Genomic DNA, 20732 nt, shown 5'->3' with positions numbered 1-20732 from the left:
GGCGCCGCAGGGAAGCCACGGAATCTGAGTGAGAATCGCGCGTAACGGCGCCCGGCCCTGTGCGGGTTCAGCGGCCGTTTTCCTGGAGGCCCTCGGCCACGTGCGGAGGGTGGCGGCCGGCCAGGCCGTGCCGTAACAAAGAAAAAAGCCCTTCGTTGTTGGAACCCAGCCGCGGGGACGGCCTCCCCCCGAATGCCGTCCCCGGCTGGGCCCACCCTCGGGTCAGGTGCCGAGGGAACCGGCGTGCGGAAGGGCTCACGATCACGCCGGTCGGCCTCCAACTGGGTCACCTTGAAGGCCGCAGGACCCATCATGCGAGACCCTCCCCGTGATGGGAATCACCCTTGCGTACTCGAGGCCGACACTTGTCCACTCTTGACCTGCGTCGACATGCGGAACAATGGCCCTCATGACTCGGATCATCGCGGGGAGCGCGGGTGGCAGGCGGCTGGCCGTGCCGCCGGGGCGCGGGACGAGACCGACCAGTGACAGGGCGCGAGAAGGGATCTTCTTGACCCTCGACTCGCTGCACGGGCTGGCGGGCGCCCGGGTGATCGATCTGTACGCGGGGTCAGGGGCCGTCGGGCTGGAGGCGCTGTCCCGGGGGGCGGCCCTCGCCGTGCTCGTCGAGTCCGACCCGAGGGCCGTCCGCACGATCAAGGCGAACGTCGAGACGCTGGCGCTCGACGGGGCGCGGGTGGTGGCCGACAAGGTCGAGCGGTTCCTGGGGAAGCCCGAGGAGAGTGGATACGACATCGTTTTCGCGGATCCGCCCTATGCCGTCACCGACGCCGAGGTCACGCGCGTCCTGGAGTCACTGCGCGACAACGGCTGGCTGACCGATGGGGCTTTGGTGGCGTTCGAGCGGGAAAGCAGGGGAAAAGCCCTGGTGTGGCCCGAAGGCTACGCAGAGGAGAGGGTCCGTCGCTACGGCGAAGCATCCGTTTGGTACGGTCGCGCCGCCGGGAACCCGTAGACCTGGGGAGGCGTTTTGCGCCGCGTTGTCTGCCCGGGGTCGTTCGACCCCATCACCAACGGCCACCTCGACATCATCGGCCGGGCCGCCCGGCTGTACGACGAGGTGACCGTGGCAGTGCTCATCAACCTCGAGAAGAGCGGCCTGTTCACGGTCGACGAACGGATCGAGGTCCTGCACACCGTGACCAAGGAGTACGCGAACGTCAAGGTGCAGAAATTCCATGGCCTGCTCGTAGACTTCTGCAAGCAGAACGACATCCCCGCCATCGTCAAGGGGATCAGGGTGGTCAGCGACTTCGACTACGAGCTGCAGATGGCACAGCTCAACTACCGGTTGTCCGGGGTCGAGACGCTGTTCATGCCGACCAACCCCGAATACTCCTTCCTGTCCTCAAGCAGGGTCAAGGAGATCGCCCGATACGGTGGTGACGTGTCCGGACTGGTGCCTGACCTGGTGCACGAGCTCCTCATCGAGCGGCTCAGGAGCTGACACCGACCTGCTATCCTTTGATTTCGGCCTTGTACGACGGCGACATTTCGCCATGCCTAGCGAGAGCAGATGACTCAGCACCTCGACCCCCGCTCCCCTTGGGTGATCTCCACTCACGACCTGGGTAGGCGACCGGGCTCGATGAAGCGGATGACCCTGTCCCTCCCGGCACCGGTGAAACTCGGCGTCGACATGATCGGTGTCCCCAAGGACGCCGAAGTCGAGCTGGATCTCCGGCTCGAAGCAGTGATGGAAGGCGTGCTCGTCTCGGGCGTGGCGCGCGCCCCGCTCGCCGGGGAGTGCGCGCGGTGCCTCGACCCGGTCACCTCGGAGATCGAGGTAGACCTGCAGGAGCTGTTCTTCTACTCCGACGAGGACGCCTCGGAGGAGGATTCACTGCTCGACGGTGAGCTGCTCGATCTCGAGCCGACGTTCCGCGACGCGGCGGTGCTCGCACTGCCGCTGAGCCCCGTCTGCGGTGAAGACTGCGCGGGTCTCTGCACGGAATGCGGGGTCAAGCTGGCCGAGGCCGGCGACGATCACCGGCACGAGAAGATCGACGCTCGCTGGGCGTCGTTGCAAGGTCTGGTTACCGAGAACGATAACGATCAGGAGAAGTGACGTGGCCGTCCCGAAGCGAAAGATGTCGCGGAGCAACACCCGCGCCCGTCGCTCCCAGTGGAAGACGACTGCTGTCGCCCTGGTGAGCTGCCCGCAGTGCCGTTCGCCGAAGCAGCCGCACATCGCGTGCCCCACCTGCGGCACCTACAACCGCCGCCAGGTGATCGAGCCGTCCGCCTGATCGCACCACCTGGCGAGCGGACCATGACCGCTCGAAGGGTTGACGCACTGCCGACCGGGTGCCATTGTGCCCCGGTCGGCGTTACCGTCTGACGCGTGCGGTGGCGGTTCGCCCGCGGCCGTGGTGGACGCCGGGGTTTGGTCCCCCGACGCCCACCACGTTTTCGGGCATCTTCCGCAGCCGTCGCGCCATGTGAAGATGTCCGAGGAGGAAGCACGTGGGCGCAGGTCCTAAGCCGGTGGCCGTCGAGGTCGCCCGAGAAGAGCTGGAGCGGGTGCTGCTGGTCGGCCTCGGCTCCGACATCCTGGAGCGGGCGTTGACCCATCGCTCCTACGCGTACGAGAACGGCGGCCTGCCCACCAACGAGCGCCTGGAGTTCCTCGGCGACTCGGTGCTCGGCCTCGTCGTGACCGACACCCTCTACCGCAACCACCCCGACCTGCCCGAAGGCCAGCTGGCCAAGCTGCGGGCCGCGGTGGTCAACATGCGTGCCCTGGCCGACGTGGCCCGCACGCTCGGCCTGGGCCGGTTCCTGCGGCTCGGCAGGGGCGAAGAGGGCACCGGGGGCCGCGACAAGTCCTCGATCCTGGCCGACACGCTGGAGGCGCTGATCGGCGCCGTCTACGTCGACAAGGGCCTCGACGAGGCGTTCCGGGTCGTGCACCTGCTGTTCGACCCACTGATCGTCCGCTCGGCCTCGCTGGGCGCCGGCCTCGACTGGAAGACCTCGCTGCAGGAGCTCACCGCCTCAGAGGCGCTCGGCGTGCCCGAATACCACGTCGAGGAGAGCGGCCCCGACCACGCCAAGTCGTTCACCGCCGAAGTGCGCGTGGGCGGCGACCCCTACGGCGCGGGCACCGGACGCAGCAAGAAGGAAGCCGAGCAGCAGGCGGCCGAGGCGGCGTGGACCCGCATCAGGGCCCGCCGCGAGCAGCGCGAGAGCCAGCCGGCGGGCTAGGTGCCAGAGCTGCCGGAGGTCGAGGTCGTCCGTCGCGGCCTCGCCGAATGGGTCACCGGCCGGGAGATCGCCTCAGCCGAGGTGCTCCATCCCCGTGCCACCAGGCGGCACGTGCCGGGCGTCGAGGAGTTCTGCGCGCGCCTGAGAGGCCGCACGGTGCTCTCGGCGGAGCGCCGCGGCAAATACCTGTGGCTGCCGCTCTCGGGCGACGACGAGGCGCTCCTGGCGCACCTGGGCATGAGCGGCCAGCTGCTCATCGTGCCGCCCGACTCGCCGCTGGAGAAGCATCTACGCGTACGCCTCAGCTTCGCCGACGGCGGCTCGGACCTCCGCTTCGTGGACCAGCGAACCTTCGGCCACGTCATGCTCACCCCCCTGGTCGAGGGCATCCCCGCGCCGATCGCGCACATAGCCCCCGACCCGTTCGAGAAGGCGTTCGACGAGGCCGCCTTCGCGGCGAACCTGCGCAAGAAGAAGACCGAGATCAAACGGGCCCTGCTCGACCAGTCCTTGATCAGCGGAGTCGGCAACATCTACGCCGACGAGGCGCTCTGGCTGGCGAAACTCCACTGGGCCCGGCCCACCCAGACCCTCACCCGCCCCAAGATCGCCGAGCTCCTGGCCGCGGTCCGCCAGGTCATGGGCGCCGCCCTCCTGCAGGGCGGGACGTCCTTCGACAGCCTGTACGTCAACGTCAACGGGGAGAGCGGCTACTTCGAGCGCTCCCTGGAGGTCTACGGCCGGCGCGACCAGCCCTGCTCCCGCTGCGGCACCCCGATCAGGCGCGACCCGTTCATGAACCGCTCGTCCTACAGCTGCCCGACCTGCCAGCGCAAGCCTCGCTGAGCGAGCCCTCCCTGGGGCCTGGAGGACTGTGGGGTGGGCGGGGTTCGGCTTGCGTAAAGGAAAAAGGGGGATCCCATGGTGCGGTTGACGGTATGGGTGCGGGGTCGAGTGCAGGGCGTGGGTTTCCGATGGTGGACGCGGGCGCGGGCTCTGGAGCTCGGACTGACGGGCTGGGCGCGGAACGCGACCGACGGCCGGGTGGAGATAGTGGCGGAAGGCACACAAGAGGCCTGCGTCAAGCTGCTGGAGCTGCTCAGGGGTTGCGACACGCCGGGCAGAGTCGATGGAGTGGTGGAACGATGGAGCGAAGCCCGAGGTAGTTTGAGGGGTTTTGTGGAGAGGTAAGGGGTTTCGTTAAACAGCTCAAATAGGGTATAGTTGTATGTCGGGAGTGCCCGAGGGTAGGTCTCTGCGGTTCGTTCGACTTGACCGCCCTCACTGCCGGTGCGACTCTTGTTAGGTACCACGCGCACCCCTCCCGCGGAATAAGAAGTGCGCGAACCAGTCTGGTCACTCAGCGTGGAGGACCCTTTACCATGGCGAAGGCTCTACTCGGCCACGTCGGCGGTCCTGACCCTCGAATGGTCTCGGAGATGCGCCGTCTGCAACAGCGGATCCGGGATTTGGAGGCAGAACTCATCCGACTCCAGGCCACGAATGACGCTCTTGCGGCGCAAACCCGCGACGAGGCGCTCAGCCGTATGCAAATGCAAGAGCGCGAGCCGGCACTCACCTAAGAGTGTTCGGAGCGCACGACACCCCAGGGACGTCTCGAAGAGGCGTCCCTTGTTATTTGCTTATTCCCTAGAGTTTTGTGCCTCCTTTACCAGCCCGGCGCGGTCTCGGCCGCACACGCCCTCGTGGGGCAGTGAAGACCAGTAGGCTTTTCCGACATCGGTTCTCGGAGAAGGGGGCGTGGTCTTGCACCTGAAGACCCTCACCCTGCGCGGCTTCAAGTCGTTCGCCTCCGCGACCGCCCTCCGCTTCGAGCCCGGCATCACCTGTGTGGTGGGCCCCAACGGCTCGGGCAAGTCCAACGTCGTCGACGCCCTGGCCTGGGTCATGGGCGAGCACAGCGCCAAGTCGCTGCGCGGCGGCAAGATGGAGGACGTCATCTTCGCCGGCACCTCCTCCAGGCCGCCGCTCGGCCGGGCCGAGGTGACGCTGACCATCGACAACTCCGACGGCGCACTGTCGATCGACTACACCGAGGTCACGATCAGCCGCCTGATGTTCAGGTCGGGGCAGAGCGAATACGCCATCAACGGCGACACCTGCCGCCTGCTCGACATCCAGGAGTTGCTGTCCGACTCGGGCATCGGCCGTGAGATGCACGTCATCGTCGGTCAGGGCCAGCTCGACGCCGTGCTCCACGCGGGCCCAGAAGACCGGCGCGCGTTCATCGAAGAGGCCGCGGGCGTCCTCAAGCACCGCAAGCGCAAGGAGAAGGCGCTCCGCAAGCTCGACGCCATGCAGGCCAACCTCACCCGCGTCCAGGACCTCGCCACCGAGCTGCGCCGCCAGCTCAAGCCGCTCGGCCGCCAGGCGGAGATCGCCCGCAAGGCCGCCGTCATCCAGGCGGACCTGCGCGACGCGCGGCTGCGCCTGCTGGCCGACGACGTGTGCGTCCTGCGCGAGACGCTGGAGCGCGAGGCGGCCGACGAGGCGGCGATCCTGGCCCGGCGCACCAGGGTGGAGTCCGACCTGGCCGAGGGCCAGCAGCGTGAGGCCGCCCTGGAGAGCGCCGAGGCCGAGGCCCAGCCCCGGCTGAGCGCGGCCCAGGAGACCTACTTCCGGCTCTCCTCCCTGCGCGAACGCATCACCGGCCTCGAACAACTGGCCGCCGAGCGGCACCGGCACGCGCTCGACGCGGCCGCCATCGAGCGGCGCGGGCGCGACCCGGAGGAGCTCGAACGCGAGGCGGCCGAGGCACGCGAGCACGAGCTGATCCTCCGCGCGGAGCTGGAGCACGCCCAGGACCTGCTGGAGGAGGCGGTCCAGCGGCGCGCCGAGTCCGAGGCCGAGCTGAGCGCCGAGGAGCAGCGGCTCGCGATGGCCGCGCGGGCCGCCGCCGACCGGCGCGAGGGCCTGGCCAAACTGCGCGGCCAGGTCGATTCCGTACGCAGCAGGGCCCGTGCCGCCGAAGACGAGATCGGCCGCCTCACCCGCGCCGTGACCGAGGCCGCCGGGCGTGAGCGTCAGGCCCGTGAAGATCTGGAAGCGCGGCGGCTGGAGGAGCCCGCCGTCGACCCGGCGCTGGCCGCGGAGCTGGTCACCGCGCAGTCGCTGGTCGACGAGGCCAAGGCGGCGGCCGACGAGGCGCGCGCCGCGGTCGAGCAGGCCAAGTCCGCGCTCGACGCGCCGCGAGCGGCACTTCAGTCCGCCAGATCGGGCATCGCCACGGCCCGCGCCACCGACCAGGAGGCCCAGCGGTCCGTGGCCGCCCTCCGGGCCCGCTGCGAGGCCCTGGAGCTCGGCCTGGCCAAGGGCGACGGCGGTGCGGCCCTCCTGGAGACCGACCTGGCCGGCGTGCTGGGCCCGCTGGCGGCGGCGATGCAGGTCACCCCGGGCGCCGAGCCGGCTGTGGCGGCCGTGCTCGGGCCGATCGCCGACGCGATCGCCGTCAAGACGGTGGACACCGCGATCGGCGCCCTCGAACTGCTCCGCGTCAAGGAGGCGGGCCAGGCGACCCTCCTGGTGGCGGGTTCCGACGGCCAGGCCGCCGATCAGAGCCGCGCCGCGGCGCCTGAGGGGAGTCGTTGGGTCGCCGCGCTGGTGACGGTGCCCGGACACCTCAGGGCCGCCCTCGACCATGTACTGGCCGGCGTCGTCGTCGTGGACGACCTCGACGCCGCCCGCGCGATCGTGGATCGCCATCCCGAGCTGCGGGCCGTCACCAGAGGCGGCGACCTCGTCGGCGCCCATCTGGCCAGCGGCGGCTCCGAGGGCGGCACCTCCGTGCTGCAGGTACGCGCGGCGCTCGACGACGCCGTCGCGGACCTGGAGGAGGCCGAGGGCCGTGCGGAGGAGACCGCCGCCGCCCTGGAGGAGGCCGCGGCCGCCGAGCAGGCCGCGCAGCTGGCCCTGGAGTCGGCCCAGAGCCGGGTCAACGAGGCGCAGACCGCCGCGGGCACCGCCCAGGCCGGGGTCAACGCCGCCCAGGGCGCGCTCGACCAGGTCAGAGCCAGGCAGCGGGAGGCCGACCAGCGCAACGCCGCGGCGGCCAAGCGGCTGGCCCAGCTCGAAGCCGCCGCCGACGCCGCGCGCGCCGAGGCCCAGCGCCTCGCCAAGAACGTCACGACGGCCGAGGAGTCCCGCGCCGAAGGGCTGGAGGAGCTGGCCGAGCTGGAGATCCGGCTGGCCGAGGCCGAATACGCCCAGGAGCTGGAGACCGAGCCGACCACCGACCTCCGCGACGAGCTGGCCGGCACCTGCCAGGTCGCCAGGCAGCGCGAGATGGAGACCCGCCTGCAGGTCCGTACCGCTGAGGAGCGGGTCAAGGGCATCGAGGGCCGGGCCGACGGCCTGATCAGGGCGGCCCAGCGCGAGCGCCACGAACGCGCCGAGGCCGCCGCCCAGCGGGCCAGGCGCAGGCGGCAGGCCGCGGTGGCCGAGGCCGTCAGCAGCGGCGCCAAGCGGGTGCTCACGGTCCTGGGCACGTCCATCCAGCTCGCCGCCCGCGAACGCGACGAGGCCGACCTGGCCCGCGTCGCGATCGACGCCGAGCTCAAGCAGGTCCGCCTGCACGTACGCGAGCTGGGCCAGGAGCTCGACAAGCTGGTCAACCGGGTCCACGGCAGCGCGGTCGCCCGCACCGAGCAGCGGCTCCGCCTCGAACAGCTCCAGCAGCGCGCCCTGGAGGAGTTCGGCGTCGAGCCCGAGTCGCTGATCTCCGAGTACGGCCCGGCGGCCCCGGTCCCCGGCGACCCGCCCGTGCCCTACGTACGCGAGGAGCAGGAGAAGCGGGCCAAGATCGCCGAGAGGCAGATGAACCAGCTCGGCAAGGTCAACCCGCTCGCCCTGGAGGAGTTCGCGGCGCTGGAGGAGCGGCACGCCTTCCTCAACTCGCAGCTCGAAGACCTCAAGAAGACCCGGCGCGACCTGCTGCTGGTGGTCAAGGAGGTCGACGACCGGGTGGAGCAGATGTTCTCCTCCGCTTACGAGGACGTGGCGCGGGAGTTCGAGCAGATCTTCACCAGGGTGTTCCCGGGTGGCGACGGCCGCCTGGTGCTGACCCAGCCCGGCGACATGCTGACCACCGGCATCGAGGTCGAGGCCCGGCCGCCCGGCAAAAAGGTCAAGCGGCTGTCGCTGCTGTCGGGCGGGGAGCGGTCGCTGACCGCGGTGGCGTTCCTGATCTCCATCTTCAAGGCGCGGCCCTCTCCGTTCTACGTGATGGACGAGGTGGAGGCGGCCCTCGACGACACCAACACGCAGCGCCTGTTGCGGCTCTTCGAGGAGCTGCGGCAGAGCTCCCAGCTGATCGTCATCACCCACAACAAGCGGACGATGGAGATCGCCGACGCCCTCTACGGCGTGTCGATGCGCGGCGACGGCGTCACCCAGGTGGTCAGCCAGCGGCTCCGGGAGCGCGAGTCCGCCTGACGCCGGCCCGGCCCCAGTCGTCCGGTCCCGGGCGTCCGGTACTGATGGTCCGGGACTGATCGTCGGCGCCCCGATCTGCCCGGTCCGCGCGGCGCGGGTCATCAGCATGCCGGTCCATCTGGAAAACTGACCTGTTGTGGATGGTTACCTCGGCGTCATCGTGATCGTGGTCGTCGTCGCCCTGCTGGCGGCCGGCGGCCTTTTCCTGCTCTTCAGGCCCGGTGGCAAGGGCGCGCCGCCGGTCGAGCCGCCCCAGGCGCCCACGCTCCCCGAGCAGCGGCCGGCGCCCAGCGCCGCGGAGGAGGGCGAGGGGGGAGGGGCGACCACCACGCTCCCGCCGCCCGCGCAACCCACTGTCGTCGCGCCCGAGATCGAGGTGCCGCCGCCGTCCGCCGGCCGGATGGTGCGGCTGCGCTCCCGGCTGGCCCGCTCGCAGAGCACGCTCGGGCGCGGCCTGCTGGAACTGCTGTCCCGCGACCGCCTCGACGACGAGGTCTGGGACGAGATCGAGGAGAGCCTGATCACCGCCGACGTCGGCGTGGCGCCGACGCGCGCCATGGTCGAGGAGCTACGCACGAAGGTCAAGGTGCTCGGCAGTCGCACCCCCGAGGAGGTGCGCAAGCTGCTCCGGGAGCAGCTGCTCATCCAGATCAACCCCGATCTGGACCGTACGCTGCACATCCAGAAGCACGGTGAGCGGCCCGCCGTCGTGCTCGTCGTCGGCGTCAACGGCACCGGCAAGACCACCACCACCGGCAAGCTGGCCCGCGCGCTGATCGGCGACGGCAAGAAGGTCGTGCTCGGCGCGGCGGACACGTTCCGGGCCGCCGCCGCCGACCAGCTCCAGACCTGGGGTGACCGGGTGGGCGCCGACGTCGTACGCGGGCCCGAGGGCGGCGATCCCGCCTCTGTCGCCTTCGACGCCACGGCCAAGGGCATCGAGGAGAAGGTCGACGTCGTCATCGTCGACACCGCCGGCCGCCTGCACACCAAGACCGGCCTCATGGACGAGCTGGGCAAGGTCAAGCGGGTCATCGAGAAGAAGGCCACCGTCGACGAGGTGCTCCTCGTCCTCGACGCCACCACCGGCCAGAACGGGATGCGGCAGGCCCAGGTGTTCGCCGAGGTCGTCAACATCACCGGCATCGCGCTGACCAAGCTCGACGGCACGGCCAAGGGCGGCATCGTCATCTCGGTCCAGCGGGAGCTGGGGGTTCCGGTCAAGCTGGCGGGGCTCGGCGAGGGCCCCGACGACCTGGCGCCCTTTGATCCCGAGGTGTTCGTGGACGCCATTCTCGGCGACGACAATTCCAAGTAGATCGGAAATGAGGATGTACGGCGGGCGCTGACCGAGCTCGGCTGAACCGTCGCCGGGCCGTCAGCGGTGGGTGCCGATGGGGATGACGAGGGGCGTGCCTGCCACCGGGTCGGCGATGATCTTGGCGTCCAGTTCGAACACCTCCCGCAGCAGGTCCTCCGTCAGCACCTCGTGCGGGTCGCCCGCGGCCACCACCCGGCCGCCCCGCATGGCCACCAGCCGGTCGGTGTAGCGGGCCGCCAGGTTGAGGTCGTGCAGGACCATGACGATGGTCCGGCCCGCCGCCCCGTGCAGGTGCCGTACCAGCTCCAGGACCTCCACCTGGTGCGCCAGGTCCAGGAACGTGGTCGGCTCGTCGAGCAGCAGCAGATCGGTGCCTTGGGCCAGCGCCATGGAGATCCAGGCCCGCTGACGCTGCCCGCCCGAGAGCTCGTCCAGGGGGCGTTCGGCGAGGTCTGCCAGGCCGGTCATGGTCAGGGCCTCGTCCACGGCCGACTCGTCGTCCGACGACCACTGCCGATACCAGGTCTGGTGCGGGTGCCTGCCCCTGGCGACCAGGTCGGCGACCGTCAGCCCTTCCGGCGCGGTGGGCGCCTGGGGCAGTACGCCGAGGATCTTGGCCACCTCGCGGGTGGGGGTCCGGTCGATGCGCTTGCCGTCGAGCAGCACCTCGCCGCCCTGCGGCCGGAGCAGCCGGCCGAGCGCGCGCAGCAGGGTGGACTTGCCGCAGCCGTTAGGACCGATGATCGTGGTGACCGTGCCCGCCTCGATGCCGAGGTCGAGCCCATCGACGATGGTGCGATCGCCGTACCCGAGCTTGACGTCGACGGCCTGGAGCCTCATTTGCGCGCCTTCCAGATCAAGTGGATCAGGTACGGGGCGCCGAGGACCGCGGTCACGACGCCGACGGGCAGTTCGATCGGGGAGAAGACGGTACGCGCGATCAGGTCGGCCGCGGCGGTCAGCACGGCGCCGACCACCGCCGACGACAACAGCGGCGGCTGGCCGTAGCGGGTCAGCCGGAGCGCGACCTGCGGCGCGGCCAGCGCGACGAACGCGATCGGGCCCGCCGAGGCCGTGGCGACGGCGGCCAGGAGCACCGCGGCGAGGATCATCAGCGCGCGCGCCGGGTTCATCCGCAGGCCGAGCGCGGTGACCGTGTCGTCGCCGAAGCGCAGCGCGTCGAGCGAGCGGGTGCCGAGTAGCGTCAGCGGCACGAGTACGGCCAGCGCGAGCGCCACGGGCACCACGTGCTCCCAGCCCCGGCCGTTGAGTGAGCCGCTGATCCAGACCATGGCTCTGCCGGTGTCGTTCACGTCGCCGACGGTCAGCAGCCAGTACTTGACGTTGGTGAACACCGCGGCCACACCGATGCCGACCAGGACCAGCCGGTAGCCGTCGAGCCCGCGCCGCCAGGCCAGCGCGTACACGATCACGGCTCCCGTCAGGCCGCCGAGCAGGGCCAGGAGGGGGATGCCGAGGGTCGAGAGCAGACCGCTGACCCCGCCGTACGCGCTGCCGCTGGCCACCACCCCGGCCACGACCGTGACGGAGGCGCCGGTGGTGACGCCGAGGATCTCGGGGCTGGCCAGCGGGTTGCGCGCGATGGACTGGATGATCGCGCCGGACAGCGCCAGCGCCGCGCCCACCAGGGCGCCGGTCAGCGCGCGCGGCAGACGGAGCTCCATGATCACGAAGTGGTCGGCGCTGTTGACGTCGAACGTGCCGCCCAGCACCTGGGACAGGCTCATCGGGATGTCGCCGATGCGCATGTTCAGGGCCATGAGCAGGCCGAGGAGGGCCAGGCCGCCGAGCGTGACGGCGACGGCGCGCGGCCGTACCCGCCAGGACAGGCCCGCCACCCGCAGCGGGATCGTCGTCATCACGGCCGCACCGGCCTGCTGAGCGCGGTCGTCATCATCACAGCCCAACCGGTCTTCCAGAGCGGGAGAGTCGTCGTCACAGCCGCACCGGCTTCCTGCGGCGGACCAGGACGACGAAGAAGGGGGCGCCGAGCAGCGCGAGCACCACGCCGACCTCCAGCTCGCCCGGCGGGGCGACGACGCGGCCGATCACGTCGGCGAGCAGCAGCAGCGCGGCGCCGACCAGCCCGGAGTACGGCAGCAGCCACCGATGGTCGGTGCCGGACAGCGGGCGGACCAGGTGCGGCACGATCAGCCCGACGAACGCCAGCGACCCGCAGGCGGCCACCGAGGCGCCGGTGAGCAGGGTGACGGCGGCGACGCCGACGGTGCGGGTGAGGGCGATGTTCTGGCCGAGGCCGCGGGCGACGTCCTCACCGAGGGCCAGCGCGTTCAGTCCCGGGGCGTTGACCATCGCCAGCACCAGGCCGGCCAGGATGAACGGCAGCACCTGCCAGACCACCTCGGAGCCCCGGGCGGCGATGGAGCCGGCCTGCCAGAACCTGAACACGTCCATCGCCTGCTCGTCCAGGAGCACGATCGCGGAGGTCAGCGCGTACAGGAAGGCGCTCACGGCGGTGCCCGCCAGGGCGAGCGTGACCGGCGTCGGGCCGCCGCGCCCGCCGACCATGCCGAGCGCGAACACGCCGACACTGGCGATCAGGGCGCCGGCCAGGCCGAACCAGATGTAGGCGAGCAGGCTGGAGGCGCCCAGCAGGATGATCGAGGCGACCATCGCGAACGCCGCCCCCTGGGTCACGCCGAGCAGGCCGGGGTCGGCGAGCGGGTTGCGGGTGTGGCCCTGCATGAGCGCGCCCGCGACGCCCAGCGCCAGGCCGGCCAGCACGCCGAGCACGGTCCTCGGGACGCGCAGCGAGCGGATGACGATGTCGTTCTCGGTACCGGTCGGGGCGGTGAGCGCGTGCCAGGCGTCGGCCGGCGGCACGGACTTGGCGCCGATCGTGATGCTCAGCACCACGCCGATCACGACGGCCCCGAGCAGGACCAGGAGAACGGTGAGCCGCCGATGCTGAACGCCGTGCGGGCGCGGCGTCACAGCAGTAGAGGTCACGCCGTTTCCTCCTTGTTGATAGGCCTCACTCCGTGAGGCGGGCTCGGTCGCCTGATGCCGCCGTCTTCCCCCGTCGCTCTGGTCGCTCCGCTCCCGGCGCTCCTCCTCCAGACGACGGCGCTCCCTCGCCTGTTTGCCCGACCTTGGTGAAGTATGCCAGGTTAGGCAGGCCTAACCTTAATTAGGTTTGCCTAAGATTGCTGGAAGGGATCAGATGAGACCGTTGCGCGCTCTGGCGGGGGTCGTCCTCGTGGCGGCGCTCGCCGCCTGTGGTTCTTCGACTCCGGCTGAGCAGAGGCCGGCGGAGCCGTTCCGCGTCGTCAAGCACGCCATGGGTGAGACCAGGATCCCGGTGCGGCCCAAGCGCGTGGTGGCCCTGGACCAGAGCTTCGTGGACGCGGTGCTGACCCTGCGGACGCCGGTGGTCGGCTACACCACCTACCGGTCCATCGACACGAAGTTGCCTGATTACCTGGGCTCCGTCGCCGCCGCTTACGGCAAGGAGGCCACCCCGGTCGGCACCCTGGAGCAGCCCAGCCTGGAGAAGATCATCGCGCTCAAGCCCGACCTGATCGTCTCGGCCAAGGTCCGCCACGAGGCGCTCTACGACAAGCTGTCCAAGATCGCCCCGACCGTCTTCAGCGAGACCACCGGTGCCATCTGGAAGGACAACCTCCGGCTCATGGGGCGGGCCCTGGGTCAGGAGCAGCTCGCCGACGCGACGATCACGTCGTACGAGGAGCGGGCCGCGAAGATCGGCGCCGCGATCAAGGAGAAGGACGGGAAGCTGCCGACCATCTCCATCGTCAGGTTCGCCGGTGAGCCGACGACGCGGCTGTACGTCGAGAAGTCCTACTCGGGGGTGGTGATGAAGGACGTCGGCTTCCCACGCCCTGAGGGCCAGCCCACCAAGCAGGACGCGATCGTGGTGGACGTGAGCCAGGAGCGCATCGCGGACTTGGACGCGGACCACCTCTTTGTCGCGACATATCCGGACCCGTCGTCTGCGGGGCCCAAGGAGAAGTTCGTGGGCAATCCGCTGTGGGGGAAGCTCAAGGGCGAGAAGCATGAGGTCAGCGACCTGACCTGGATGAGCGCGGTCGGTATCCAGGGCGCCCACGCGATCCTCGACGACGTGGCGAAGCTCTTCGCCGTCGATCCGGCCAGAACCACTTCCTGAGCCGAGCCGGCCAGAAGCCCTTCCTGACCGGCCACAACCAGGTCAGGAAGCCCATCCCGGCCGGCCGCAGCCAGGTCAGCCCGTCGTCAGGAACGTACGCAGGTCTGCCAGGTGAGGTGCGAGGTCCAGGCCCTGGGCGGCGAGCCAGTCCTGGTCGCAGTAGGTGCCCCGGTAGCGCTCGCCCCCATCGCAGATCAGGGTGACGACGCTGCCCCGGGTGCCGGTCCGGCGCATCTCGCGGATCAGGTCCACGCAGGCGGCCACGTTCGTGCCGGTGGAGCCGCCCACGTCGCGGCCCGTCACCTCGTGGACCCAGTGCATCGCGGCGATCGACCGGGCGTCCGGAACGGTGATCATGCGGTCGATGACCATCGGCTGGAACGAGGGCTCCACCCTCGGCCGGCCGATGCCCTCGATGCGGGAGCCCCGCCCGGTGACGGACATGTCGCCCGACACCCAGCTCGGATAGAACGCGGAGCCCTCAGGGTCGGCCACCGCGAGACGCGTGGGGTGGCGGCGGTAGCGGATGTAGCGGCCGATCGTCGAGGAGGTGCCGCCCGTGCCCGCGCCCACCACGATCCAGGTGGGCTCCGGGTGGGGCTCCATGGACATCTGCGCGTAGATCGACTCGGCGATGTTGTTGTTGCCCCGCCAGTCCGTGGCCCGCTCGGCGTAGGTGAACTGGTCCATGAAGTGGCCGTTCGTCTCGGCCGCCAGGCGGTGGGATTCGTCATAGATGGTGCCGGGATCGTCGACCAGGTGACACTTGCCGCCGTAGAACTCGATCAGTGCGATCTTCTCCGGTGACGTGGACGCGGGCATCACCGCGATGAAGGCCAGACCGAGGAGCCGGGCGAAATATGCCTCGCTGACCGCCGTAGATCCACTCGACGCCTCCACGACCGTGGTGGCCGGCCCGATCCAGCCGTTGGCCAGGCCGTACAGGAAGAGAGATCGAGCAAGTCGGTGTTTGAGTGAACCAGTGGGGTGGACTGATTCGTCTTTCAAGTAGAGGTTTACCCCCCAATGCGAGGGAAGCGGGAAGACGTGGAGGTGCGTATCACAGCTCCGGTTGGCGTCGGCTTCGACCTTACGAATCGCCTCCGTCACCCACAGTCGCGCCTCCATGTCATGCCGATCCACGAAATCCATGTCCATACGCTATCCCATGTGACTCTGACCACATTAAGTGCGAAATTGGGGGTATAGTGTTATGCTAATGAGACTGGTCCCGCCGTGGACGTGATGACGCACGCCGCGAGCAGGTGGACCTTTAACCTCTCTGACCTGGCGGAACCGTTAACGCGGCCCTTACGTGCCGATTGCGAAACTGGTACCGAGGCCAGCGGCTTGGCCGAGATGGGGGATAGCGCAAGGGGGAATGATTTGATCACCATGACCGATGAACAGCGACAAGACTGGTTCGAGCGCGACGTCGTGCCCGTGACGTCACAGCTGTTCGCCTCCGCCATGCGCCTGACCCGCAACTCCGCCGACGCAGAGGACCTGGTCCAGGAGACCGTGGCCAAGGCATATACCTCGTACCACCAGTTCCGTGAGGGCACGAACCTCAAGGCGTGGCTGCACCGGATCCTCACCAACAACTTCATCAACGACTACCGCAAGAAGCAGCGCTCGCCCAAGCTGGCCGCCGCCGAGGAGATCGAGGACTGGCAGCTGCACGCCGCCGAGTCGCACAGCTCCACCGGCCTGAAGTCGGCCGAGACCGAGGCGATCGAACGGCTGCCCGACAACGTCGTGATGAATGCGCTGCGCTCCCTGCCGGAGGACTTCCGCGTCGCCGTCTACCTGGCCGACGTCGAGGGGTTCGCCTACAAGGAGATCGCTGAGCGCATGGGCACGCCGATCGGCACGGTCATGTCCCGGCTGCACCGGGGCCGCCGCCAGCTGCGCGGCATGCTCGAGGGCTACGCCCGCGAAGAGGGCGCCCTACGCGTGCCGGCCCAGAGCGCCGCATAGCCGCCGTCCAACCCCATACCCAAAGCGTCGCCTAGCCGTCCAACCCCATATGGAGCCGTACGCGGAGTGTTCCGTTCTCGGCGCGCAGGTCGACGTAGTCGCAGAGCTGTCGGCTGATCCAGAGCCCGTATCCTCTCGAGGATTCGGGCTCCGGTGGTATATAGCCCGGTAAAGGGTCATCGAGCGCGCCGCCCGGGTCGGCGATCTCGCAGATCATCTCCCTTCCGCTCACCCACATCTTGATCATTCCGTGGCCGGCGCCGTGCTCGACGCTGTTCGCGGCGATCTCGGAGACACTGAGCACCAGGGAGCCGATGAGGTTCACGTCCATCCCCGCCGCGCTGGCGTAGTCGTGGACCGTGCGCCTGAGCCCCTTGATCTCCCGCGCGGTGAACCTGACCGTCGCCACCAGCCCGCTCGGTGCGGGCAGCGGCTCCAGGTCGCCGTTCAGCACCAGCTCGTGCGGCCGGACGAAGCCCGTGCTGACCGCCTCGCCGGTGGCATCCAGCAGCAGGGGATGGATCACCGGCTGATGCTCCAGCACCGCTTCCGGGACCGTTCGCGGGTTGTAGAGGCACAGCGCGACGGCCCAGCTGTCCTCCAAGGCGGCGTTCAGCACCGACTCGTACCGGATCCACTCCCGGGTCTCACGCTCGCCGCGCTCGGGCCAGGGGATCTCGCCGACGACGAGCGTGCGCCGCCCCCGGACGTACTCGTGGTAGGCGGCCAGCGTCCGGGGCGGGTGGAGGTACCAGGTGCGGGAGTCCCTGTGGTCGATCTGCCGGGCGTCGTCGCCCAGCGCCTCGTCGAGCAGCCGGAGCTTCTCGGCCGAGATCGCCACGAGGATCCGCCGGTCGTCGGCGAGCGCCGCGCGCACGCGCGGCACGATCAGCCTCAGGAAGGCGTCATTGGAGTCATACGTCACCGCAACGTGCTTGAACGACTGGCGGTCTGGACGAGCCCGATCAGGGCGCACGGCCGAAACGTAGCAAGCGCTTGCAATCTGCGCAACGGCTGAGGACAGCACAGCGCCGGACGGCCGAATCGGCGCGCCAAGCGACGGCAGAAACCCACACGAGCCGCGTCAGGCGACCGCGATGAGCGCCACCGCGCCGAGCGCGCACGCGACGCCCGCCACCTGGATCGTGTGCAGCCGCTCGCCCAGCACCCGCCGGGCCAGCAGCAGCGTGCTCGCCGGATAGAGGGACACCAGCACCGCCACCAGGCTCAGCAGGCCTTGCTGCTTGGCCTCCAGATACAGCACGTTGGCCAGCATGTCGAGCACGCCCGCCGCGACGATGATGTGCAGCGACCGGCCGGCCGGCTTCAACGTGCGCCGCGTCGCCACCGCGAGGAGCACCACCAGCGCCACCGAGGACAGTCTGGCCCCCACCAGGGGCCACAGCCCGCCGTCGTCGGGAGCCAGGGCGAGCAGGATGAAGAAGCCGCCGAACCCGGCGCCCGCGGCCAGGGCGATGAGCACCGAGCCGATCGAGCCGCTCTTCGCGGCGGAGCGGTCCTGGCTGACCAGGAGTACGGAGCCGAGGGCCAGCACCACCCCGACCAGCGCCACGGGCTCGGGGCGCTCGCCGGTCGCCAGGCCGTACATGACGGGGAGTGCCGCCGACGTGACCGCGGTCGTGGGCGCCACCACCGACATGACGCCGACGGCGAGCGCCCGGTAGAAGAGCACCAGCCCGGCGGCGCCCGCCACGCCCGCGCCCAGCCCCCAGAGCATCGCTCCGTTGCTGAACACGCCGGGCAGCAGGGGCAGCAGGACGAGGATCACGGCCAGGCCGGAGAGCTGCGAGAGCGTCACGACCGAGAACACCTGCGATCGGCGGGTGGCCAGGCCGCCGAAGAAGTCGGCCGTGCCATAGACCACCGCGCAGGCCGTCGCGAGGATCACCGCGAGCATGCTCCACCGTCCAGTTCATCAGAGTGCACTACTAGTACAGCTCATTAGAGTACAACACACTGCAAATCATCTTCACTACACTGCACTGTATGGAGGATCCGGAGACGATCACACAGGCCATCGCCAACAACGTGCGCGCCCAGCGCGCGCACCGCGGGCTCACGCTCGACGCGCTGGCCGCCAGGTCGGGAGTGAGCAGAGGCATGCTGGTCCAGGTCGAGCAGGCCCGGACGAACCCCAGCGTATCCACGCTCACCCGGATCGCCTCCGCGCTGGGCGTGACCGTGGCCAGGCTGGTGGAGGTCTCCGACGTGCCGGTGGTGCGGATCGTCGAGAAGGCCGACGTGGTCACGTTCGACCAGGGCGAGGTGCAGGCGAAGCTGCTGGTCGGGGCCGATACGCCGATGATCCTCGAGCTGTGGGACTGGCGGCTGGCGCCCGGCCGGCACCACGACGGCGACGCCCACCCGCCGGGCACCCGCGAGATGCTGACGGTTCTGGAGGGCGAGCTGACGCTCACGGTGTACGGCAGGAGCCACGTGGTCAAGGCCGACTCCGCCGTGCTCTTCACCGCCGACAGGCCCCATCGCTACGCCAACCAGGGATCCGAGGAGCTCCGGCTGGTGATGGTGGTCGCAGAGCCCAGAGAGGCGCCTGACCAATGAAGGCGGCTGACTGATTGAGGGCGGCTGACCGATTGAGGGGGCCTTACCAATAACGTCGAACGGCCTCCCGATCACCTTCTGGAGTTTCATGATTACAGCATGTCCTTGACGGCTGATGCCGGATGGTGGGTACATCCCGGTGTGTGCGACGAAACGTCAGCTGGGGGTGGCGCGTGACCGAAGGGCGCACGGCGACGGAGAAGCTCCACGCGGAGCTGCACGGCCTCGGTGTCACCAGCGCCTACGAGGTGGGCGACGACGCCACCGTCTCGGTGTGGATCGGCCTGGTCGTGCATTACAGGGACGGGTTTTACCGCTGGCAGGAAGGGCCCGTGAAACGTCGGCATTTGGGTACGGATCCGGTTGGATGTGCCATACGAGTGGCGCGTCGATACACCGAACTGCAGGCCGATATCCCACTCTGGTGGGAGGACCTGGCCAAGGAGTTGCGGGGTAACCCGGTACAGGAATATCCCTAAACCCCGTAGACGCTCTCGGAGGGCGCCATGCGGGTCTGGGTGGTATCTCTGGCATTGCTGGCCGCGGTGGCGGGATGCGGGACCCAGCCGATGATCCAACCCCAGCTGGCCCGCCCACAGGCGCCCATCGAGCCGAGGAAGCTGGCCAGGCGGCTCGAGGCCATGCAGCCGGGCTGGCCGACGGTCCGCAGGATCGACTGCAGACGTCTGAAGTGCGTCGCGCTCACCTTCGACGACGGGCCCGGCGACTACACCGGCAAGCTGCTGGACCTGCTGAGCGCCCGGCAGGTCAGGGCCACGTTCTTCGTCGTGGGGCAGATGGTCGCCGCGCACGGCGGCGCCCAGCTCGTCCGCCGCATCGTGGCCGAGGGGCACGAGCTCGGCAACCACACGTGGAACCATCCGCCGCTCACCGGGTTGACGGACCGAGGGCTGCGCTTCCAGCTGAAGCACACGAACGACCTGGTGGAGCGGGTGGCCGGGGTCCGGATGCGGGTGATGCGCCCGCCGTACGGGGCGACGAACCGCCGGGTGGCCGCCGAGGCGCGGCGCCTGGGGCTGGCGCAGGTCCTGTGGAGCGTCGACACCCTGGACTGGCAGGACCGGGTGCCCGCCCTCGTGGCCAGGCGCGCGGGCAAGGCGGCAGTGGGGTCGATCGTGCTGATGCACGACATCCACCGCAGCACCGTCCAGGCGGTCCCCGCCCTGCTCGACCTGCTGGCGAAGAAGGGCTGCACGCCGGTGACCATCTCGGAGCTGTACGGCAGGACGCCGGCGCCGGGCCGCATGTACTCGGCCCGGGTGTACAAAGCCCGATGAGCCGTGCGGCGCGTCAAACCGTCGGCGGGCCGTGGCACTCTTGACCCATGGGTTTCACCGGTTTCCCCGACGAGGCGTTCGTGTTCTACGAGGGCCTCGAGGCGGACAACAGCAAGACATATTTCACCCGCCACAAGCACTTCTACGAGGACGCGGTGCGGGCGCCGATGCTCGCCCTCACCGAGGAGCTGGCGGCGGAGTTCGGTCAGGCCCAGCTGTTCCGCCCCTACCGTGATGTCCGTTTCGCCAAGGACAAGTCACCGTACAAGACCCATCAGGGCGCCTTCGTGGATCTCACGCCCGGCATCGGTTTCTACTTCCAGCTCGGTGCCGACGGACTGTTCGCGGCGGGCGGCTGCTACACCCAGGCGTCCGACCAGGTGGCCCGCTACCGCGCCGCGGTCGACGAGGACCTGACGGGCAAGCCGCTGGCGGACATGGTGACGGCCTTGCGGGCCGAGGGCTACGTCATCGGCGGCGACCGGCTGAAGACCCGTCCCCGTGGCATAGCGGAGGACCATCCGCGCCTCGACCTGCTGCGCCACAGGTCCCTGCACGCGGGCCGCCGGTGGGAGCCCGAGCCGTGGGTGCACACCGCCGAGGTCCTCGAGCGGGTCCGCGCCACCTGGCGGGCCTTCGGGCCGCTGGTGGACTGGATGTGCGCCCACGTACGCGCCAGCGAGCTGCCGCGCCGCTGACC

Annotated in this window: 22 protein-coding genes; 16 read left to right on the top strand and 6 right to left on the bottom strand. The window is 69.8% G+C overall.

All coding sequences use genetic code 11. The features are described from left to right. Nucleotides 1-409 precede the first annotated feature (409 nt). The 10 genes from rsmD (at nt 410) to ftsY (ending at nt 9997) form a co-directional block, all read left to right on the top strand. Nucleotides 410-976 (top strand): 16S rRNA (guanine(966)-N(2))-methyltransferase RsmD, encoded by a 567-nt coding sequence (rsmD, locus tag LDL49_RS16680; RefSeq protein WP_225291969.1) that lies wholly within the window; start codon nt 410-412, stop codon nt 974-976. 15 nt (nt 977-991) lie between these two features. Further along, nucleotides 992-1468, top strand: a complete 477-nt coding sequence (gene coaD / locus LDL49_RS16675) for a pantetheine-phosphate adenylyltransferase (RefSeq protein WP_219530151.1) — start codon at nt 992-994, stop codon at nt 1466-1468. Between the two features lie 69 nt (nt 1469-1537). Next, nucleotides 1538-2089, top strand: a complete 552-nt coding sequence (locus LDL49_RS16670; protein ID WP_225291967.1) for a YceD family protein — start codon at nt 1538-1540, stop codon at nt 2087-2089. Between the two features lies 1 nt (nt 2090). Then, nucleotides 2091-2270, top strand: a complete 180-nt coding sequence (gene rpmF, locus LDL49_RS16665) for a 50S ribosomal protein L32 (protein ID WP_033409409.1) — start codon at nt 2091-2093, stop codon at nt 2268-2270. 238 nt (nt 2271-2508) lie between these two features. Beyond that, complete coding sequence (rnc, locus tag LDL49_RS16660) at nt 2509-3228, top strand: ribonuclease III (RefSeq protein WP_225292247.1); 720 nt, start codon at nt 2509-2511, stop codon at nt 3226-3228. Next, nucleotides 3229-4074: a bifunctional DNA-formamidopyrimidine glycosylase/DNA-(apurinic or apyrimidinic site) lyase gene (mutM, locus tag LDL49_RS16655; RefSeq protein WP_225291966.1), complete on the top strand. Its 846-nt coding sequence runs from the start codon at nt 3229-3231 to the stop codon at nt 4072-4074. Nucleotides 4075-4149: 75 nt separating this feature from the next. Beyond that, a complete protein-coding gene (locus tag LDL49_RS16650; protein ID WP_225291965.1) occupies nt 4150-4419 on the top strand; it encodes an acylphosphatase in 270 nt (89 codons plus the stop codon). 191 nt (nt 4420-4610) lie between these two features. Continuing rightward, complete coding sequence (locus LDL49_RS16645) at nt 4611-4811, top strand: hypothetical protein (protein WP_225291964.1); 201 nt, start codon at nt 4611-4613, stop codon at nt 4809-4811. Between the two features lie 184 nt (nt 4812-4995). After that, nucleotides 4996-8679: a chromosome segregation protein SMC gene (gene smc / locus LDL49_RS16640; RefSeq protein ID WP_225292246.1), complete on the top strand. Its 3684-nt coding sequence runs from the start codon at nt 4996-4998 to the stop codon at nt 8677-8679. A 136-nt stretch (nt 8680-8815) separates the two neighbouring features. Then, complete coding sequence (gene ftsY, locus LDL49_RS16635; RefSeq protein ID WP_225291962.1) at nt 8816-9997, top strand: signal recognition particle-docking protein FtsY; 1182 nt, start codon at nt 8816-8818, stop codon at nt 9995-9997. 60 nt (nt 9998-10057) lie between these two features. On the opposite strand, the gene LDL49_RS16630 is transcribed toward ftsY, so the two are convergent. The 3 genes from LDL49_RS16630 to LDL49_RS16620 all read right to left on the bottom strand — a co-directional run bounded on the left by LDL49_RS16630 (nt 10058) and on the right by LDL49_RS16620 (nt 12991). Beyond that, complete coding sequence (locus LDL49_RS16630; RefSeq protein WP_225291961.1) at nt 10058-10840, bottom strand: ABC transporter ATP-binding protein; 783 nt, start codon at nt 10838-10840, stop codon at nt 10058-10060. After that, entirely contained in the window at nt 10837-11880 is a 1044-nt protein-coding gene (locus LDL49_RS16625) for a FecCD family ABC transporter permease (protein ID WP_225292245.1), read from the bottom strand. The genes LDL49_RS16630 and LDL49_RS16625 overlap by 4 nt, the downstream gene beginning before the upstream one ends. A gap of 76 nt (nt 11881-11956) precedes the next feature. Further along, entirely contained in the window at nt 11957-12991 is a 1035-nt protein-coding gene (locus LDL49_RS16620; RefSeq protein ID WP_225291960.1) for a FecCD family ABC transporter permease, read from the bottom strand. A gap of 214 nt (nt 12992-13205) precedes the next feature. On the opposite strand from LDL49_RS16620, the gene LDL49_RS16615 reads away from it, so the two are divergent. Then, nucleotides 13206-14171 carry an ABC transporter substrate-binding protein gene (locus LDL49_RS16615; RefSeq protein ID WP_225291959.1) on the top strand — a complete coding sequence of 322 codons (966 nt, stop codon included), beginning with the start codon at nt 13206-13208 and terminating at the stop codon, nt 14169-14171. Between the two features lie 75 nt (nt 14172-14246). Here LDL49_RS16615 and LDL49_RS16610 read toward each other — a convergent pair whose 3' ends face one another. After that, entirely contained in the window at nt 14247-15323 is a 1077-nt protein-coding gene (locus tag LDL49_RS16610; protein ID WP_308016130.1) for a PLP-dependent cysteine synthase family protein, read from the bottom strand. Between the two features lie 243 nt (nt 15324-15566). Here LDL49_RS16610 and LDL49_RS16605 point away from each other — a divergent pair, with 243 nt between their 5' ends. Further along, a complete protein-coding gene (locus tag LDL49_RS16605) occupies nt 15567-16151 on the top strand; it encodes a sigma-70 family RNA polymerase sigma factor (RefSeq protein WP_225291958.1) in 585 nt (194 codons plus the stop codon). Nucleotides 16152-16182: 31 nt separating this feature from the next. Here LDL49_RS16605 and LDL49_RS16600 read toward each other — a convergent pair whose 3' ends face one another. Together LDL49_RS16600 and LDL49_RS16595 are read right to left on the bottom strand one after the other, a co-directional pair. Then, the gene (locus LDL49_RS16600; RefSeq protein ID WP_308016129.1) at nt 16183-17127 is read right to left on the bottom strand and encodes an anti-sigma factor RsbA family regulatory protein; all 945 of its coding nucleotides are present in this window, start codon (nt 17125-17127) and stop codon (nt 16183-16185) included. A gap of 108 nt (nt 17128-17235) precedes the next feature. Further along, nucleotides 17236-18069 (bottom strand): EamA family transporter, encoded by an 834-nt coding sequence (locus tag LDL49_RS16595; RefSeq protein ID WP_225291956.1) that lies wholly within the window; start codon nt 18067-18069, stop codon nt 17236-17238. An 89-nt stretch (nt 18070-18158) separates the two neighbouring features. Between LDL49_RS16595 and LDL49_RS16590 the strand changes: the two genes are divergently transcribed. The 4 genes from LDL49_RS16590 (at nt 18159) to LDL49_RS16575 (ending at nt 20730) form a co-directional block, all read left to right on the top strand. Continuing rightward, nucleotides 18159-18734 carry a helix-turn-helix domain-containing protein gene (locus LDL49_RS16590; protein WP_225291955.1) on the top strand — a complete coding sequence of 192 codons (576 nt, stop codon included), beginning with the start codon at nt 18159-18161 and terminating at the stop codon, nt 18732-18734. 173 nt (nt 18735-18907) lie between these two features. Next, nucleotides 18908-19213 carry a hypothetical protein gene (locus LDL49_RS16585; RefSeq protein WP_225291954.1) on the top strand — a complete coding sequence of 102 codons (306 nt, stop codon included), beginning with the start codon at nt 18908-18910 and terminating at the stop codon, nt 19211-19213. Between the two features lie 90 nt (nt 19214-19303). Next, on the top strand, nt 19304-20032 hold the full coding sequence (locus LDL49_RS16580; RefSeq protein WP_225291953.1) for a polysaccharide deacetylase family protein: 729 nt from the start codon (nt 19304-19306) through the stop codon (nt 20030-20032). A 47-nt stretch (nt 20033-20079) separates the two neighbouring features. Then, nucleotides 20080-20730, top strand: a complete 651-nt coding sequence (locus LDL49_RS16575; RefSeq protein WP_225291952.1) for a DUF2461 domain-containing protein — start codon at nt 20080-20082, stop codon at nt 20728-20730. The last annotated feature ends 2 nt before the right edge of the window (nt 20731-20732 follow it).

The organism is Nonomuraea aurantiaca, assembly GCF_020215705.1.
Classification (GTDB): Bacteria; Actinomycetota; Actinomycetes; order Streptosporangiales; family Streptosporangiaceae; genus Nonomuraea; species Nonomuraea aurantiaca.
Note: the sequence above shows the minus strand (reverse complement) of the source record. Positions and strands in the feature narration are given on the sequence as shown.

Excerpts from the sequence above, each read along its gene's own strand:
- rsmD (WP_225291969.1), top strand. The coding sequence starts at position 410 with ATGACTCGGATCATCGCGGGGAGCGCGGGTGGCAGGCGGCTGGCCGTG.
- LDL49_RS16670 (WP_225291967.1), top strand. The coding sequence starts at position 1,538 with ATGACTCAGCACCTCGACCCCCGCTCCCCTTGGGTGATCTCCACTCAC.
- LDL49_RS16650 (WP_225291965.1), top strand. The coding sequence starts at position 4,150 with ATGGTGCGGTTGACGGTATGGGTGCGGGGTCGAGTGCAGGGCGTGGGT.
- LDL49_RS16645 (WP_225291964.1), top strand. The coding sequence starts at position 4,611 with ATGGCGAAGGCTCTACTCGGCCACGTCGGCGGTCCTGACCCTCGAATG.
- LDL49_RS16630 (WP_225291961.1), bottom strand. The coding sequence starts at position 10,840 with ATGAGGCTCCAGGCCGTCGACGTCAAGCTCGGGTACGGCGATCGCACC.
- LDL49_RS16625 (WP_225292245.1), bottom strand. The coding sequence starts at position 11,880 with ATGACGACGATCCCGCTGCGGGTGGCGGGCCTGTCCTGGCGGGTACGG.
- LDL49_RS16615 (WP_225291959.1), top strand. The coding sequence starts at position 13,206 with ATGAGACCGTTGCGCGCTCTGGCGGGGGTCGTCCTCGTGGCGGCGCTC.
- LDL49_RS16610 (WP_308016130.1), bottom strand. The coding sequence starts at position 15,323 with ATGGATTTCGTGGATCGGCATGACATGGAGGCGCGACTGTGGGTGACG.
- LDL49_RS16605 (WP_225291958.1), top strand. The coding sequence starts at position 15,567 with ATGACCGATGAACAGCGACAAGACTGGTTCGAGCGCGACGTCGTGCCC.
- LDL49_RS16595 (WP_225291956.1), bottom strand. The coding sequence starts at position 18,069 with ATGCTCGCGGTGATCCTCGCGACGGCCTGCGCGGTGGTCTATGGCACG.
- LDL49_RS16590 (WP_225291955.1), top strand. The coding sequence starts at position 18,159 with ATGGAGGATCCGGAGACGATCACACAGGCCATCGCCAACAACGTGCGC.
- LDL49_RS16580 (WP_225291953.1), top strand. The coding sequence starts at position 19,304 with ATGATCCAACCCCAGCTGGCCCGCCCACAGGCGCCCATCGAGCCGAGG.
- LDL49_RS16575 (WP_225291952.1), top strand. The coding sequence starts at position 20,080 with ATGGGTTTCACCGGTTTCCCCGACGAGGCGTTCGTGTTCTACGAGGGC.